We start from the raw sequence: 15,911 nt of genomic DNA, 5'->3' as shown, positions 1-15,911 counted from the left end.
TGGTTCCGGTAAAATTTCATTGAGCGGATAATGTAAGCCAGACGTACAGACCAAAGGGGATCAGACCGCCAACCGCGAGAGCCGCGCCTAATCCCAGAAGGATCGTAATCCAGTCAATTTGGCGCACTTCTTCGAGAGGCTCCCCCTGGGGAATCTCGATCGGAGCGGATGATGTCGCAGCCGCATGGTTCAGGTCAATGCGTGGGGGGATGTAGGAAACGGCCGGGGCTGCCTGCTGGACAACCGGATGGGGAGGGATGGTTGCCTGGTCGGCGATTTCAAGGTTGACCGTTTTCAAAATGCGGGCAAACTGGTCGGCTGTGCGGTAGCGGGCGGATGGTTCTTTTGAAAGGACCTTGAGAATGACTTTTTCAAGCCGCTCGGGAATTTTGGGGTTGATCTGGCGGGGAGGAACCGGTTCGGCTTCACGGTGAAGTCGCGCCAGTTCTTCGGGGTCATCGGCGATGAACGGCAGGCGGCCGGTGAGCATTTCGTATAGAATCACGCCCAGGGAATAGACATCGGAGGCTGGCGAAGGCGCCAATCCGGCGGCTTGTTCGGGGGAAAAATACTGCGGTGTGCCCCACACCACATCCGATTTTTCTTCGGGATGGATGGTGCTGAGGGCGCGGGCGATGCCGAAATCGGTCACCTTTAACTGCTGGTCGTGGGTGACCAGGAAGTTCTGCGGTTTCACGTCGCAGTGGACCAGTCCGGCGCGATGCGCGTAACCGAGGCCTTCGGCGGCCTGGATGATCAGGCTCATGGCTTCTTTAACAGGAAAGCGTCCTCGCTCGCGGATAATGGTTTTCAGATCCTTGCCCGGCATGTGTTCCATTACAAAGTAGAAATTGTCGCCATCCATGCCAAAATCGTGAACGGTTACAATATTGGGGTGCGAAAGGTTGGCGGCTGAGCGGGCTTCGAGACGGAAACGCTCTCGGAAGGCGTCGTCTTTGGAAAAGTCTTGTTTTAAGATTTTTACGGCCACCAGTCTTTCGAGCATCCGGTCGCGGGCAAGATAAACAACAGCCATCCCACCAGTTCCGAGCGGCTGTTGCAGTTCGTATCGATTTCCAAGCGAGTTAGGCACTTTGGAAGATTCCATATGATCTAAAAATTATATCATACAACTTTTTCGGCTGCCGGTACGATATAATGGTGAAGTGAAACGTACCCAGACAGGAAAGGCAGGAATGGAGAGCGGATTGAGATTTCAAAAGTGGATGGCGTGGGCGGCAGTGGGGCTTGCTATAAGTTTGTGTGTGATCTGGTCGGCAATTTTCTTGATTTCGCGGCCTTCTGCAAGCGCGGTGAGCCAATCTTCGGCGTTGATTACGGTCATCCCGGCCCCAACGCAAACGCAGACGCCAACCATTACTCCCACTGTTGACCCTGCAACCATCATCGAAACCGGCGGGCTGGCGGTGGGCGGTGTGGCTCAGATCACGGGAACCGATGGCGCGGGCCTGCGTTTGCGCGAGAATGCCGGAACGGCCGCTCTGGTGAAATTCATCGCGATGGATTCTGAGGTGTTTGAAATTACTGAAGGTCCTGTTGAAAAAGACGGCTACGTTTGGTGGCATATTGTTTCTCCATATGATGAAAGCCGCAGCGGATGGGCGGCCAGCAGTTTCCTGTCGGCGATAGTGCGGCAGGATTAATTCTTAACAGCAATACAGGAAAATTCAGATGATCAATCAACGTGAGACCGCATTGCAAATTGAAGCAAGTAAAAGCAAACGGGTTGTGGAAGTGAAATGGGGAGATGGTCACGTCAGCCGGTATGGTTTTTCTTTGCTGCGTGCCGCCTGTCCTTGCGCTGGCTGCCGGGGAGGCCACGAAAACATGCGCTCAGAGCCGGACGAAGACATTTTTTTGGTGGAATTGGGCGAGTCGGATGCTACCATGCTGGCCCAAATTGAGGCTGTGGGTGGTTATGGAATCCGGTTAACTTGGCAAGATGGTCACTCAGATGGAATTTTTACCTGGCATTATTTGCGTGAGCTATGCTCTTGCGCTGAATGCCGCGATGAAAAATGAAGACTGATGTGCCTGTGTCGTAACCACAAGCGGGGTGAAAAAGCAGCGGCCGGTTGGAGTGTTGTGCGCCAAATCAAAAAATGTAAATTTTGTGCAAGTTGCAATAATATATCAGGGTGCTTATAATTTAACGAGGCTCCTGTTAAACCCAATTTGATATCAAAAAAACGGACAAGGTAGATCAACATGCAATGGGGGACGTGCTTTTTGTCCTTCGATTGGGAGGCTAGGCTGGATACGTTACGCATGACACAAAGTTTTAGCAGTAATCAAAGACCTGAGAAGCAATTAGCGCCCGGCACCGTTTTGATGGATCGGTACTTGATCCGTGATGTGGTTGGCCTGGGGGGTATGGGTTCGGTTTACCGGGCAAAGGATTTGCATTTTCCGAATGTGGAAAAAATTGTCGCGGTTAAGGAGATGATTAACTCTGCGCCTGACCCGTTGGTTCGCGACACGATTGTGCAAAACTTTGAGCGGGAAGCCAATATTCTGGTTACCCTGTCCCATCCGTCGATTCCGCAGATTTTTGATTATTTTTCCCATCAAGACCGGTCATACCTGGTATTGGAATATGTCAACGGAATGGATCTGGAGAAGGTGTTGGAAGAGTCTGGCTCCTTCTTGCCGGAAGACCAGGTGATTGTCTGGGCAACGGAACTGTGTGATGTGCTCAGCTATTTGCACAACCACAAACCAGAGCCGATTATTTTCCGTGATATTAAACCGTCCAACATTATGGTCAATAAGCAAAACCATATTGTGCTGGTCGATTTTGGGATCGCAAAAATTTTTAAGACCGGTCAGAAAGGCACTATGATCGGAACTGAAGGGTATTCACCCCCAGAGCAGTACCGCGGCGAGGCCAGCCCGGTTGCCGATATTTACGCTTTGGGGGCGACCATGCATCATTTGCTTACCCGGCAAGACCCGCGCTTGGAAGCGCCATTCACTTTTCATGAACGGCCGGTGAAAAAGATTAACCCGAATGTTTCCGCCGAGTTGGAGGCGGTGATCAGTACCGCGCTCCAGTACGACCCGAAGAATCGTTTCCCTTCGGCTGAGGCGATGAAAGAAGCCCTGCTGATGGTGGCCAAAAAGACGGGAGCTTTGCGAAGCGCATTCTTCCATACCTCTCCCATGATCAACAATGAGCAGGGAATCAAACCCCTGTGGACATTTACCTGTGAGGATGAAATTCGCAGCTCGCCTGTGTACCATAAAGGGGTCGTGTACTTTGGGTCGTATGATAATAACCTTTACGCGATCAATACGGACAATGGAGAATTCTTGTGGAAGTTTCCCGCGGAAGGCGGGATTGTTTCGCGGCCGGTGCTGCACGAAGGCATGATTCTGTTTGGATCCGAAGACCATAAGCTGTATGCGGTGTCCACCCGCAATGGCCGCGAGATGTGGCATTATGCGACTGACCGCCCCATTCGCTGCAGCCCGACGGTGTCCGAAGGCTGCGTTTTTATCGGATCGGATGATGGGTATTTGCACGCGGTCAACCTGTCCACGCACACTCGCCTGTGGCGGTTTGACGCGGTGCAGCCGATCCGTTCCACGCCGTATGTGACCAAAGACCTGGTTTATTTTGGGTGCGACAGCGGTGAGCTAAATTGTGTCAATTTCCTGGGCGAACTGAAGTGGAAATACCGGGCGAAGAGGGGAATCACATCTTCGCCGACACTTCACGATGGGATTCTGTATGCCGCCTCGCTTGATTTTTCGGTGTACGCACTGGAAGCGAAAAGCGGCTGGATGATCTGGCGTTTTCATATGGGTAAAGGATCGGTGTCATCTCCGGCTATTGGGTTTGGTAATGTGTATATCGGGTCGGCGGATGGTAATATTTACTGTATTGAGGCGGGGGGCGGGCGTGAAGTGTGGAAGTACGCGACCGAGCACCAGGTCAGCGGTTCGCCGGTTCTTTATAAAGACGCGGTTTATTGCGGCTCGGTGGATGGGAAGATGTACTGCCTGGACGCGAAAAACGGCCGTTTGCGGTGGAAATTCAGCACAGGCGGCGCGATTACCGGCACGCCGTACATTGAAAATGACGTTCTTTACATTGGTTCTTTGGACCATATTCTGTATGCACTCATGACCTGAGGCACAGACCAAGCCGGGCTTTAAGGAGGAGAACGTGTTTGATTTCATCAAACAATTATTTACGAAGAAATCTTCACAATCAGAATCTGATGTGCAGACCACACCACTTTCCAATGAGCAGGTTAAGAGCCTGGAAAAAGAGGTGATCGCTCATACGCCGCCGCAATTACTGGTGGGCAGCGCGCAATCGGTGGGCCGGCAACGCGACCATAATGAGGATACGCTATTCACGTTGAATGCCATGTTCGCCGACGGCCGGGACGACGTTCCGTTTGGTGTCTTCATTGTGGCGGACGGAATGGGGGGGCATCAGAACGGTGAGGTGGCCAGCGCGTTTGCTGTCCGGTCGATGGCGGAGTATTTAATCAGCCGGCTGTATTCTCCGGTGTTGGGTATGCGTTCTGGCACGCAAATTGAGAGTTTGCATGAAATTATTGAAGAAGGTGTGCAAGAGGCGCAGTCGGCTGTGGTGAAGAACGCACCCGGCGGCGGCACCACGCTGACAACCGCTCTGGTAATGGGGGAGCGGGTGACCATCGCGCATGTGGGCGACAGCCGGGCGTATTTTATCCACCCCGATGGACGGATGCGCGCGGTAACAAAAGACCATTCTTTAGTGCGGCGCTTGATTGAATTAGGCCAAATCAATGAGGATGAAGCGGCTGTTCACCCGCAGCGAAATGTTCTTTACCGGGCATTAGGCCAGCAAGAACCCTTCCGGCCGGAAGTGAACACGCATTTGCTGCCGCACCCAGGCTATTTGATGATTTGCAGTGATGGACTGTGGGGTGTGTTGGGAGACGCGGAGATTTTCCGAATCATTACGAAAGCCCCGGATCCTTCCGAGGCCTGCCTGCAGCTTGTGGATGCTGCCAACGCGGCTGGCGGCCCCGATAATATCAGCGTGATTTTAGTCCAGTATTTGGAGTGAGTATGAATGCAAGGGGGCATTTTTGAATTATTATGAGATATTGGGTGTGCTTCCAAGCGCGACTTTTGAGGAGATCAGAGGCGCGTATTTCCTTGCGGCCCGACGCATGCACCCCGATGTGAACCCCGATCCTTCTATCAGGGAAGAGTTTCTCAAGATCCAGGACGCCTTTGAGGTCCTTTCCAATATCAGCCGGAGAGAGCGGTACGACCTGACGCTGAGCGAAGCGGATCTTAATCCGCTTTTCTCGGTTGAATTCCTTGTGTCGAGGGATCAGATCGCGTGGAAAAAAGAAGCCCAATTGGTGTATGGCTTATTAAAATTCACCGCCACCGGAGAAATGGACGTTAGCAGGCAAGTTCCGCGCTGCATATCGCTGGTGATCGACCGCTCCACTTCGATGAAAGGCGAGCGCATGGAAGTTGTTAAGGCGAATGTTCTGCAATTGTTCAAACGCCTGAATCCGCAAGACATCATCAGCATTGTCACGTTCAGTGACCGGGCCGAGCTGGTGTTACCGCCAACTCCGGCAGATGAATTGCAGCGTCATGAATATCCGGTGATGTCTATTCAAACTTCCGGTGGCACAGAAATTTTCCACGGGCTTGAATTGGGGTATAAAAAGCTGCTTGAGGTGGTGAACGGAAATCAAGACGCACATTTAATCCTCTTAACCGACGGCCACACCTATGGCGATGAAGAAAAATGTTTCGCTCTGGCAAGAGATGCGGCTTTGCATGGGATTGTGATCAGTGGGTTGGGCATTGGCGCGGAATGGAATGATGAATTCCTGGATCAATTGGCTTCCATCACGGGCGGCAACACGAGCTTTGTGCGCTCATCCAAAGAATTAGCCCGGTACCTGGATGAGAAAATCGGGGTGCGCAGCACGGTGTTTGCAAAAAATATCCATCTGGATTGTGTTCAAGACCCACTGATTTCTATGAATTACGCTTACCGCATCAGCCCCAACACCAGCGAAATCGGGATTGAAGATGTGCTGCCACTGGGAATGCTGCGGTATAAAGAAAACCTTTCGATTTTATGCGAATTTGCGGTTAATGATTTGCCTGATGACAAAGATGAAATTAGAATAATAGATGGGTGGCTGTTGTTTAACCTGCCTGGAGAGGCACAGCCACGGCGGATTTATTTGCATCAAACGCTCAAAATTACAGATAGCAGTGATGACTGGCAGCCTCCCGCGGAGATTTTGAAGGCGTTGTCGAAGATCAACTTGTACAGGATGCATGAAAAAGTGCGCGCCCACATCAAAACAGGAAACATTGAAGGCGCGACTCAATATCTTAAAAATTTAGCGACCAACTTGCTCAGTATGGGTGATTTGGACCTGGCAAAAGTGGTTATCCGCGAATCAGAGAACATTGAACAACATCACCGGATGAGTCAAGAAGGTGATAAACGAATTAAGTATGGAACAAGAGCTTTGTTGCTTCCTTCCGGACAGGAGAGATGAGCTATGGTGATCTGCCCAAAATGCCACACTGAACAGCCTGACGGCGCGCTATTCTGTAATGAATGTGGCGCTCAATTGGTTTCGTTGGACGCGTTTGAATTCAAAACCTTGAATTCGGAGGATTCTCCTGAATTATTTACGTCACCGCTGACCGATTTGCCCGATGTTGAACTGGAAGATGACATCAGCATGATGGCGCAGTCGGAGGTTTCTCTGCTGCTGCTGGATTCTGGAAAAATGATTCATCTTTCGGGCAAGCGCGAATTCTCTCTGGGGAGAGTGGCGGAGGGACAATTAATTTTGCCGGATATTGACCTATCACCGTATGACGCTTATTCGCAAGGGGTGTCCAGGCTGCACGCTTCGATTAAAATATCCCCAAGAATCATAATCCTTTCTGACCTTGGTTCTTCCAACGGGACGCGGGTGAACGGCCAACGCATTGGCCCGCATATTGATTATCCCATCAATCATGGCGACCTGGTTGCGTTAGGCAAACTGCGAATTAAAATATTGATTGATCAAAAAGATTAGGGAATCAAAATGCCCAGTATTATTATTCATATCCATAATGAAGACCCGGTGCTGTGCGAGGTAGAGGATCTTCCCACGCCAACAGACCAGATTATCACTGTTCGTAATCCGCGCAAACGGGATGGCAAAGATCTCACCTATATTGATGCGCGCGTCACCACGGTGATCTGGCCCATTAGCCGGATTAATTTCATTGAGGTTCTTCCCGGTGAGGAGGAAGAGCAGATTATTTCATTTGTGAGGGAGTAGGCTTATGCAGGAGAGCCAATTCCAGAACCGTTTAATTTTAGTAGTGGATGACGAAGAACGCATGGCCAGGTTTATCCGACTTAACCTGGAGCATGATGGTTTTCAGGTGATTGAGGCATACCGGGGGATGGACGCCATTCAGGCGGTGCGCGACCACATGCCCGACCTGGTGCTGTTGGATGTGATGATGCCGGACATTGATGGGTTTGAAGTGCTGCGCCTGGTGCGTGAAGTAACCCATGTGCCGGTGATTATGCTGACGGCAAAAGGCGAGGAAGATGACCGCGTGAAAGGGCTGGAGTTTGGCGCGGATGATTACGTGACCAAACCGTTTTCACCACGGGAATTGGTGAGCCGGGTGCGCGCCGTTTTGCGGCGCACAGAATTGGCGGGTTCGGGCTCGAAAGAGCTTATTGAGGTGGATGACCGCCTGAAAATCGATTTTGGCCGCCGGGAAGTGTGGGTGGAAGGCGAAAAAGTACAACTACGGCCGACCGAGTACCGCCTTCTCTATCATCTGGTGCAAAATGCCGGCTGGGTGATGACGTATGATCAAATTCTTTCCAAGGTGTGGGGATACGAATACCGGGATGAATCCCATTATGTGCGCCTCTACGTGAATTATTTGCGCCAAAAATTGGAGAAAGATCCATCCAACCCGCAATACATATTAACGGAGCGGGGGGTAGGGTACCGCTTTGTGGACTATCGAAAGCAAGCAGGGTGAGGCAGGCTGCGCGCAAACAAAAAATTAATAAACCGCTTGTGCATTTCTAACGCGAGCGGGTTATCTTTTTGTTTGATAGTTCAACTGCGGTTTTTTTGCCGATACCCGTATTTCTGGAGGATGTATGCCAGTTTATACTTATATATGCAGTGAATGTGGTGCTCGTTTTGAACAGCGGCGCTCGTTTAAGGACGGCGACGGGAATATAACCTGCCCGAATGGACACGTAAATGTGCGCAGAGAATACTCGGCGCCGTCGGTGGTCTTTAAGGGCAGCGGGTGGTACAGCACTGACCATCGCAAAAAATCGACTGAAGCGGTGAAGGACTGACGAATAACCCAACTTTTGGTATAATCATACCAATTTGGTTGAATTAGGAAAAAATTATTACCGCCCGCGCTTACTGCCGGCCAAGGAGTATTCATGATCCAAGAACCTGTCCATGTATCTGATGAATCGTTTGAAAAAGTCGTTTTGAAATCCAGTATCCCTGTGGTGGTCGATTTTTGGGCCCCCTGGTGTGGGCCGTGCAAGATGATTGCCCCTGCTTTGGAAAAATTTGCCAAAGAGTATTCAGGCAAGCTGCTGATTGCCAAAGTGAATACCGATGAACATCCGCGCTGGGCCACCCAGTTCAATGTGCAAGGCATCCCGACCATGTTGTTTGTGGCCAACGGAAAAGTTGTTCACCGGCAAACCGGGGCGCTGCCGGAAGGCATGCTGCGCGATATTGTTGAGCAATTCCTGGAAGTGGCCGGGCAGGCGCAGACGGGCGCGTAACTTCGACGGAAAAAAGGACCAATAAAAAACCAACAACGGCTGTGGATTTTCCGCAGCCGTTGTTTTTGGTTGCTTAGCGGGGGGCATTAAGCCTGGGTTAAGCGTTCAATTTTTGCGCCCAGGGCGGCTAATTTCTGGTCCACCTTTTCGTAGCCCCGGTCAATCTGCCCGACGTTGCGAATGATTGATTTTCCTTCCGCCGAAAGGGCGGCGAGGAGAAGGGCCATACCCGCGCGGATATCGGGGCTTTCCATTTTTTCGCCATATAAGCGGCTGGGTCCCTGCACAATGCAGCGGTGCGGGTCGCACAAGACGATATGCGCGCCCATGCCCACCAGTTTGTCGGTGAAGAACATGCGCGAGGGGTACATCCAATCGTGGAAGAGCACGGAGCCTTTGGATTGGGTGGCGATCACAATGGCGATACTCATTAAGTCGGTGGGAAAGGCCGGCCAGGGCATGACGCTGATTTCGGGGATGGCGCCGCCCAGATCTGGTTCCACTTCCAGCTTCTGGTCGGAAGGAATAAGGATGTCTTCTCCCTCCTCGATCCAATGCACGCCCAAGCGTTTCATCACCAGGCGAATCATATCCAGGTAGCGCACACCGGCATTGCGGATGCGAATTTGTCCGCGGGTAACGACTGCCGCGCCGACAAAGGAAACGACTTCCAAATAATCGGGGCCAATGGTGAACTCGCCGCCATGCAGGCGGTCTACGCCGGTGATGTGCAGGGTGTTGGAACCGATATTTTCGATCTTCGCGCCCAGACCGTTGAGGAAATGGCAAAGCTCCTGGATATGCGGTTCGGAGGCGCAGTTACGCAGGGTGGTTGTGCCTTTCGCGGTAACAGCCGCCGTGATCGCATTTTCGGTAGCGGTAACGCTGGCTTCGTCCAGTAGAATGTCTGCGCCTTTCAAGCCGTTGGCTTTGAAGATAAAGGAGCGATCATAGTGCACCTGCGCGCCCAATTTTTCGAGGGCGAGGATGTGCGTATCCACCCGGCGGCGGCCAATCACATCTCCACCGGGCGGGGGGAGTTGCAGCTCGCCCATGCGGGCGGTCATAGGGCCGGCTAAAAGGATGGAGGCGCGGATGCGGCGGCACATGTCGGGGTCTAAATCAGCAGGGCGGATCTCTTTGGCCTGGATTTGCCAGGTGTGTTGATCCAGATTCTGGATACTGACGCCCAGGCTTTCCAGCAGAGATCGCATGGCGTTGACATCCAGGATGTCGGGCACATTCTTAAGAATGATGGGTTCATCGGTCAGCATGCAGGCGGAGAGCAAAGGCAGGGCGGCGTTTTTGTTTCCTGCGGGAGTAACCTCGCCCGAAAGTGGTTGAGAGCCTTCGATGATGAATTTTTCCATAACACCTCCGTTTTGCAATTGGATGCTGTCGAGTTGATCTTATTAATAAATTTTACCAGAGGACTATAATTGATCCAGGATGAAACCGTATTTGAATTATACCGGCCTTTGGAAAGAACGCCTGGGCATTGCCTACCTGGACCCGGCGCCTGATCGCCAGCGTGTGATTGTGTTGCTGCACGGCTTGGGCGCAGACGCGGAAAGCTGGGTGTTTCAGTATCCGGTACTCATCGCTGCGGGGTTCAGGCCGCTGGCCCCCGACCTGCCAGGGTTTGGGCGTTCCGCAGCCTATGCTCAACGCTGGAGCGTGAAGCGCACAGCAGAGAAGCTGGCAGCGTGGCTGGCAGCACTGGGGGTTGAACGATTTTCCCTGGTGGGGCATTCGATGGGCGGCGCCGTGGCGCAAGAGTTGGCATTGATCTGCGCGGAACGCGTAGAGAAATTGGTTTTGGTGAACACGTTTGCTCACCTGCGCATTCGCTTCAGCGGAGAAACGCGCTACCTGACGCGGCGGTTTGTTACTTTGAATTTCCGGGGACTGGACCAACAGGCGGCGCAGGTGGCTGAGCGTGTTTTTCCACGGGAAGACCAGACGATTTGGCGGGAGCTGGTGGTAGAGAAGATTTTGCAAGCCAGTCCCAGGGTTTACCGGCAGGCAATGCTCTCGCTGGCGGTTTTTGACGCGCGGCGCAAAGCAAAAAAATTATCGATGCCCGCTCTGGTTGTCACCAGCGAGGAGGACACGACCATTGCGCCATCGATCCAAACCGAGCTGGCCAGCCGGCTGCCAAACGCGCGCCAGGTGCGGATTGAGCAATCCGGCCACGCGGTGTTGATTGACCAGGCGGAGGAATTTAACCGGACTTTGCTGACGTTTCTGCGGGAGCGATGACCGCGCCCGTCTGCTGGAGGGCTTGCGCGAACTGCGAGAGCGAGATCAGCGGGAGCTGGCAAACAAAATTCTGGCAGAGATAAGCTGTGGGCTGGCCGTTTTGCGCGGAGCGGTTATTCAGCAGGGGAGCATGAGCGGTGTCGATGGGCTCTGGCGCGGCGATGAAGACGCTGCCGGGCAGAAATACGCGGCGGGCGAGATCGAGAAAGGTTTTTGATTGTTGTGAAGATTGCGTATAGACAATAATTAGCTGCATGGGTTGAGACAAGACCAGCGGGGAGAGGGTAAGCCAGTATGCAAATGAAGAAGGATAGCGGGATATCAGGGATTGCTGGCTGGTAAAGAGCTTCATGACTTCTGCCCGGTAGGGGAATTGCGCATCCATTTGGGCGGCCAGCAATACTGCGTGGGCAGCCAGGGCGTTTCCCGAGGGGGTAACGTTGTCCTGAACATTCTTCATTTGAGCGATGAGGTTCTCTTGGGCGGGCGGCGATTCATAAAAACCTCCGTTCGGGGCAGAGAACCGATCCAGGCACAGGCGGGTTAGGTCAATCGCGGCTTGATACCAGCGCGGGTTGGCGTCCACCTGGTAAAGTGAGAAAAGCGCGACGGCCAGCCCGGTGTAATCTTCCAAAAAGGCGGGCTGGGCGGCGGCGCCGTTTCGCCAGGAGCGATACAGTTGAGGGGATGAATAGAGGTTTTCCAGCAAAAACGCGGCATTCTTTTGAGCGGCTTTCCGATAGCGCGGCTCGTTCAGATAGCGGGCGGCTTCAGAGAAGGCGCGCAGCGCCAGGGCGTTCCAGAGGACGATGATCTTATCATCGACGCGCGGGCGTTTTTTGCTCTCGCGAATCTTGCGCAGCGATTCAAGCAGAGGTGATACATCCAGCGCGGCTGGGTCACCGGCGGTTTGCAAGTCGGATTGATCTTTGTAGCGCAGCAAGAAAGGGCCGGCTTTGTCAAATTTCCCGGTCAGGGCGAATGGCTCAAAGACCCGGGCTGGCAGTGTGGATCGCGCAGATTGGATCTCTTCAGCGGTGAAGGTATAATAATCCCCTTCCACACCCTCCGAGTCGGCATCCAGACTGCTAAAGAAGCCGCCTGCCGGGTGAGACAGGTCCCTGAGAATAAAGTCCAGGGTTTGTTGGGCGACTTGCCGGTAGGCAGGGTTTCCGCTCACTATCCACGCATGCAGATACACCCTGGCAAGCTGGGCGTTATCGTAAAGCATCTTCTCAAAGTGCGGAACATGCCAGTAGCGATCTGTGCTGTAGCGGTGAAATCCGCCGCTGACCAGGTCATACATGCCGCCTTGGCGCATGTGATCAAGCAGGTGCAAACACAGGCGCATGGCATCGGCGTTGCCCCGCATTCCTTGCTGAAGAAGGAATTCAATGCTCATTGGCGCGGGGAAGCGGGGGGCAGACCCCCAGCCGCCATCGTTCCAGTTGTACGTTTCGATTAATTTCTGCGCAGCCTGTGAGATGGCTTGCTCGTCGGCAGCGCCGGACGCGGATGAATCAATCTGGAAATCCAGGGCGTTGGCAATCTGCTCGGTCAGCGAGCCGGCCAGGCGGCGGGCTTCTTCAGGCTCTTGCTGCCAGAAGCGGACAATGGAGAGCAGAACCTGTTTGAAAGAAGGCATGCCATTGCGTGGGTGGGGTGGGAAATAGGTACCGCCGAAAAAGGGTTTTTGCTCGGGTGTGAGAAAGACACTCATCGGCCAGCCGCCCTGCCCGGTCATGGATATAACAGCATTCATGTAAATCGTGTCCAGGTCCGGGCGCTCCTCACGGTCCACTTTGATGCTGATGAAATGAGTGTTGAGAAGATTGGCAATTTCGGGGTCGGTGAACGATTCTGATTCCATCACATGGCACCAGTGGCAGGCGGCGTACCCTATGCTTAAGAAAATGGGCTTGTTTTGCTCGCGCGCGAGCCGCAACGCCTGTTCGTCCCAGGGCTGCCAATCAACCGGGTTGTGAGCGTGCTGGAGCAGGTAAGGGGAGTTTGAATCCTTCAGGCGGTTGGGCATGTGCTTTTCCTTTGTAATATGACAAATCAAGTCTGTATAATCATCATATCATTTTTTGGCAGTGCTGTGGTGAAACAATGACTGAATGGTGGGGTTGTTAAATAAAAAAACAGAGACGAAGATTCCAAATAGGTGTATACTCGCAATATTAAGGTTCATTCCGTATTTTTTCCATTTTGTACATCCATTTATTCCTTCGTGAGGTTATTATGATCCAGGTCAAAGTTGTTGATACGCGGAACAAGCAAGATGTTAACCAATTTATTTCAGTCCCTTTCAATTTGTATAAGAACTGCCCGCAGTGGGTGCCGCCCTTCATCAGTGATGTTAAGTTCATGTTGAATCGCGACAAGCATCCCTTTTTTGAGCGATCGGACGGTGATTTCTTAATCGCCACGAAGGGAAATGAGGTGGTTGGACGCTTGATGGTGATGGAGCATAAGCCATTCAATGCTTATCACCAGTGCAAGAAAATGTCGTTCACCATGTTTGATAGCATCGATGACCAGGAAGTGGCTAATGCCCTGTTTGAATACGGGTTTGAATGGGGCCGCAAGCGAGGCCTGAATGAAGTTGTGGGTCCGAAGGGTATGTGCTCTTTTGATGGTTACGGCATTCTGGAAAGCGGTTTTGACCAGCGCCAAATGATGACCATGAGCAGCTATAACTATCCCTATTACCCGAAGCTGATGGAAAATATGGGATTTGAGAAAGAAGTAGATTTTGTGAGCTGTTCGCTGCCGATGGAGAAGTTCATCCTGCCGGAAAAAATTCATGAAGTGGCGCGGCGCGTGCAAGAACGCGGCACGCTGAAGGTGAAAAACTTTAAGAGCCGGCGCGAATTAATTGATTACGCGCCGACCATTGGAGAAGCCTACAACAATACCTTTGTGAATAACTGGGAATATTATCCGCTCAGCCCGGCGGAAGTGAAATACCTGTTGAGCCAGTTAATGTCGGTGCTGGATTACCGGCTGATCAAGATTATTACGCACGAAGAAAAAATGATCGGCTTCCTGGTGGCTTTTCCTGATATTTCTGACGCGCTGCAGCGTCAAAAGGGGCGCATCACACCGTGGGGCATTGTGGATCTGCTGACGACGATGAAACGGACAAAATATGTTACGCTGAACGGGGCGGGTATTTTGCCCGATTTCCAGGGCCGGGGTGGGAACGCCTTGCTCTACAGCGAAATGTACAAAACGATTCACGATTTTGGGTTTGTGCACGCCGAACTTACCCAGGTGGCTGAGACGACGCGCCAAATGCGTAAAGACCTGATCAACGTGGGTGGTGTTGAGTATAAGAATCACCGGGTGTATCACCGCGCTATCTAGTCCCTGGCTGACCGTGAATCACCCCCGAAAGCATCTTGCCCCCCCGCAAGGGGGCTGTGGCCCCCGCAAGGGGGCTTTTCTAATCCTGACCGATGGTCTGATTGGCGCAGAGCAGGCGATAAAAAGGCCAGGCCGCGAAAATGCAAGGGAAGGCGATCAACGGCATAACATAGCGCTGCCAGGTCAGCGGAACTACGGCGATCAATCCGCCAGCCAAGAATGCCAAAGAAAGAAGCAGCCAGGGAATGCGTGAATCGGGTGGATTTTGGCGGGTTACAGTCTGGTAGACCGCGGTTGCCAGGCCTATGAGCGTGAAAATGAGGTAGATGGTTCCGGGGAACATGGCACGATATCGAGAGTGAAGGGGTTGATCGAAATAGATGCTTTCTGCTTCGAGGGTGGCGGCATAATAATTGCGCGATTCGGCGATCATGGGCGGCGTGAAAAAGGTATGCGCGATCAGGCTGCCAGCCCGCATGGGGACGCTGGTCAAAATCTGATCGGGGTCCTGGCGGGAGATGGTTTCGATCTGCGATTGCAGGAGCTGCTGGCGTTCTGTAGCGGCGGCTTGAAGAGATGGAATTGGGTGTGCCCAAAAGACCGGATTGAGGAGCATGAAAATAAGCGCAAAAAGAAAGAGGAATAACAAAACGGCGCGCAAGGTTCTTTTCCAGGATTGATATTCTTTTTGTGTAATCCACACGATGGCCAGCAGGTTAAGCGGAATCAGCGCCGCAGCAGACTGCTTGGCGCAAATGGCTAAGGCGGCGGCCAGCCCCAGCCAGGGCAGATGGGGTGGCTTGACGTAAATGAGCATGAAAATATTGAGGAGCACAAAAAAGGTGAGAAAACTTTCGGTCATTACGCGCCGGGTATGCAACAACACCAGAGCGTTGCCGGCAAAGAGCAGCAGGCTGATCCAGGCGGCGCGGTAGTCCATCACCCCGGCAGCGATGGCATAGAGGAGTAGCATGGAAAAAGGGAAAACCCAGGCAACAGCCAGTCGGCCAGCGTGCAGCATAGCCGCATCGGGCAGGGCGCCGCGGTTTACGTTGGTCTGCCAGTTCTGACTCCAAACCCAATCAACAGGCAGTGGCTCCCGGCCGGTGAAGTAGAGAACAGCCCCAGCCGCATAGCGGGTGAGCGGCGCGTCGAGCAGACGAAAATGAATGACGGGGTCGTATCGTTGTTCGGGCCGCCAGGCCATTGAAAATGGATCGGTAATATACTGCTGGAAATCGGCGCTCATATAGAGCTGGGTGGCTTCGTCGGGGTGGAAAGGAACACCATCCACACCCTGCCAGTAAAAATAACTGGCGATGAGAATAAAACATGCCAGAAATACACGGTTAACGGGCGTTTGACTGAGTGGTTTCATGATGTCATTGCGAGCTTATGCCGCTAACACTACAATTAAGAA

General features: G+C 52.6%; 16 protein-coding genes. 12 read left to right on the top strand and 4 right to left on the bottom strand.

Annotated features, from left to right (window positions below; genetic code table 11):
- Positions 1–16 precede the first annotated feature (16 nt).
- Positions 17–1,108 (bottom strand): protein kinase domain-containing protein, encoded by a 1,092-nt coding sequence (locus ADN00_RS13895; RefSeq protein WP_075063598.1) that lies wholly within the window; start codon positions 1,106–1,108, stop codon positions 17–19.
- 100 nt (positions 1,109–1,208) lie between these two features.
- Between ADN00_RS13895 and ADN00_RS13890 the strand changes: the two genes are divergently transcribed.
- From ADN00_RS13890 to trxA, 10 genes are all read left to right on the top strand, one after another.
- Positions 1,209–1,664 carry a hypothetical protein gene (locus tag ADN00_RS13890; protein WP_152966361.1) on the top strand — a complete coding sequence of 152 codons (456 nt, stop codon included), beginning with the start codon at positions 1,209–1,211 and terminating at the stop codon, positions 1,662–1,664.
- 28 nt (positions 1,665–1,692) lie between these two features.
- Positions 1,693–2,043 (top strand): gamma-butyrobetaine hydroxylase-like domain-containing protein, encoded by a 351-nt coding sequence (locus tag ADN00_RS13885; RefSeq protein ID WP_075063596.1) that lies wholly within the window; start codon positions 1,693–1,695, stop codon positions 2,041–2,043.
- Between the two features lie 246 nt (positions 2,044–2,289).
- Positions 2,290–4,158, top strand: a complete 1,869-nt coding sequence (locus tag ADN00_RS13880; RefSeq protein ID WP_236691518.1) for a protein kinase domain-containing protein — start codon at positions 2,290–2,292, stop codon at positions 4,156–4,158.
- Between the two features lie 34 nt (positions 4,159–4,192).
- Positions 4,193–5,089 carry a PP2C family protein-serine/threonine phosphatase gene (locus ADN00_RS13875; protein ID WP_082390145.1) on the top strand — a complete coding sequence of 299 codons (897 nt, stop codon included), beginning with the start codon at positions 4,193–4,195 and terminating at the stop codon, positions 5,087–5,089.
- Between the two features lie 22 nt (positions 5,090–5,111).
- Positions 5,112–6,566: a DnaJ domain-containing protein gene (locus ADN00_RS13870; RefSeq protein WP_075063595.1), complete on the top strand. Its 1,455-nt coding sequence runs from the start codon at positions 5,112–5,114 to the stop codon at positions 6,564–6,566.
- A gap of 3 nt (positions 6,567–6,569) precedes the next feature.
- The gene (locus tag ADN00_RS13865; RefSeq protein ID WP_075063594.1) at positions 6,570–7,100 is read left to right on the top strand and encodes an FHA domain-containing protein; all 531 of its coding nucleotides are present in this window, start codon (positions 6,570–6,572) and stop codon (positions 7,098–7,100) included.
- Between the two features lie 9 nt (positions 7,101–7,109).
- A complete protein-coding gene (locus ADN00_RS13860) occupies positions 7,110–7,349 on the top strand; it encodes a hypothetical protein (protein ID WP_075063593.1) in 240 nt (79 codons plus the stop codon).
- Positions 7,350–7,353: 4 nt separating this feature from the next.
- Positions 7,354–8,076, top strand: coding sequence for a response regulator transcription factor (locus ADN00_RS13855; protein WP_075063592.1), 723 nt, complete (start codon positions 7,354–7,356; stop codon positions 8,074–8,076).
- Positions 8,077–8,200: 124 nt separating this feature from the next.
- Positions 8,201–8,407, top strand: coding sequence for an FmdB family zinc ribbon protein (locus ADN00_RS13850; RefSeq protein ID WP_075063591.1), 207 nt, complete (start codon positions 8,201–8,203; stop codon positions 8,405–8,407).
- 93 nt (positions 8,408–8,500) lie between these two features.
- Positions 8,501–8,857, top strand: coding sequence for a thioredoxin (trxA, locus tag ADN00_RS13845; protein ID WP_152966360.1), 357 nt, complete (start codon positions 8,501–8,503; stop codon positions 8,855–8,857).
- A gap of 86 nt (positions 8,858–8,943) precedes the next feature.
- Here trxA and murA read toward each other — a convergent pair whose 3' ends face one another.
- A complete protein-coding gene (gene murA, locus ADN00_RS13840) occupies positions 8,944–10,227 on the bottom strand; it encodes a UDP-N-acetylglucosamine 1-carboxyvinyltransferase (RefSeq protein ID WP_075063590.1) in 1,284 nt (427 codons plus the stop codon).
- Positions 10,228–10,318: 91 nt separating this feature from the next.
- Between murA and ADN00_RS13835 the strand changes: the two genes are divergently transcribed.
- Positions 10,319–11,119 (top strand): alpha/beta fold hydrolase, encoded by an 801-nt coding sequence (locus ADN00_RS13835; RefSeq protein WP_075063589.1) that lies wholly within the window; start codon positions 10,319–10,321, stop codon positions 11,117–11,119.
- Here ADN00_RS13835 and ADN00_RS13830 read toward each other — a convergent pair.
- Positions 11,082–13,154 carry a thioredoxin domain-containing protein gene (locus ADN00_RS13830; RefSeq protein ID WP_075063588.1) on the bottom strand — a complete coding sequence of 691 codons (2,073 nt, stop codon included), beginning with the start codon at positions 13,152–13,154 and terminating at the stop codon, positions 11,082–11,084. The two genes, ADN00_RS13835 and ADN00_RS13830, sit on opposite strands and share 38 nt — an antisense overlap.
- Positions 13,155–13,363: 209 nt before the next feature.
- Here ADN00_RS13830 and ADN00_RS13825 point away from each other — a divergent pair, with 209 nt between their 5' ends.
- Positions 13,364–14,491 carry a hypothetical protein gene (locus tag ADN00_RS13825; protein ID WP_075063587.1) on the top strand — a complete coding sequence of 376 codons (1,128 nt, stop codon included), beginning with the start codon at positions 13,364–13,366 and terminating at the stop codon, positions 14,489–14,491.
- A gap of 79 nt (positions 14,492–14,570) precedes the next feature.
- On the opposite strand, the gene ADN00_RS13820 is transcribed toward ADN00_RS13825, so the two are convergent.
- The gene (locus ADN00_RS13820) at positions 14,571–15,869 is read right to left on the bottom strand and encodes an ArnT family glycosyltransferase (protein ID WP_075063586.1); all 1,299 of its coding nucleotides are present in this window, start codon (positions 15,867–15,869) and stop codon (positions 14,571–14,573) included.
- Positions 15,870–15,911 lie beyond the last annotated feature (42 nt).

Source organism: Ornatilinea apprima, from assembly GCF_001306115.1.
In the GTDB taxonomy this organism is placed as follows: Bacteria; Chloroflexota; Anaerolineae; order Anaerolineales; family Anaerolineaceae; genus Ornatilinea; species Ornatilinea apprima.
The sequence above is the reverse complement of the archived record's forward strand: the minus strand, read 5'-3'. Positions and strand labels throughout refer to the sequence as shown.

Bases quoted from the DNA above. Each gene is read 5' to 3' on its own strand.
- ADN00_RS13895 (WP_075063598.1), bottom strand. From the start codon at position 1,108: ATGGAATCTTCCAAAGTGCCTAACTCGCTTGGAAATCGATACGAACTG.
- ADN00_RS13885 (WP_075063596.1), top strand. From the start codon at position 1,693: ATGATCAATCAACGTGAGACCGCATTGCAAATTGAAGCAAGTAAAAGC.
- ADN00_RS13880 (WP_236691518.1), top strand. From the start codon at position 2,290: ATGACACAAAGTTTTAGCAGTAATCAAAGACCTGAGAAGCAATTAGCG.
- ADN00_RS13865 (WP_075063594.1), top strand. From the start codon at position 6,570: ATGGTGATCTGCCCAAAATGCCACACTGAACAGCCTGACGGCGCGCTA.
- ADN00_RS13860 (WP_075063593.1), top strand. From the start codon at position 7,110: ATGCCCAGTATTATTATTCATATCCATAATGAAGACCCGGTGCTGTGC.
- ADN00_RS13855 (WP_075063592.1), top strand. From the start codon at position 7,354: ATGCAGGAGAGCCAATTCCAGAACCGTTTAATTTTAGTAGTGGATGAC.
- ADN00_RS13850 (WP_075063591.1), top strand. From the start codon at position 8,201: ATGCCAGTTTATACTTATATATGCAGTGAATGTGGTGCTCGTTTTGAA.
- trxA (WP_152966360.1), top strand. From the start codon at position 8,501: ATGATCCAAGAACCTGTCCATGTATCTGATGAATCGTTTGAAAAAGTC.
- murA (WP_075063590.1), bottom strand. From the start codon at position 10,227: ATGGAAAAATTCATCATCGAAGGCTCTCAACCACTTTCGGGCGAGGTT.
- ADN00_RS13830 (WP_075063588.1), bottom strand. From the start codon at position 13,154: ATGCCCAACCGCCTGAAGGATTCAAACTCCCCTTACCTGCTCCAGCAC.
- ADN00_RS13825 (WP_075063587.1), top strand. From the start codon at position 13,364: ATGATCCAGGTCAAAGTTGTTGATACGCGGAACAAGCAAGATGTTAAC.
- ADN00_RS13820 (WP_075063586.1), bottom strand. From the start codon at position 15,869: ATGAAACCACTCAGTCAAACGCCCGTTAACCGTGTATTTCTGGCATGT.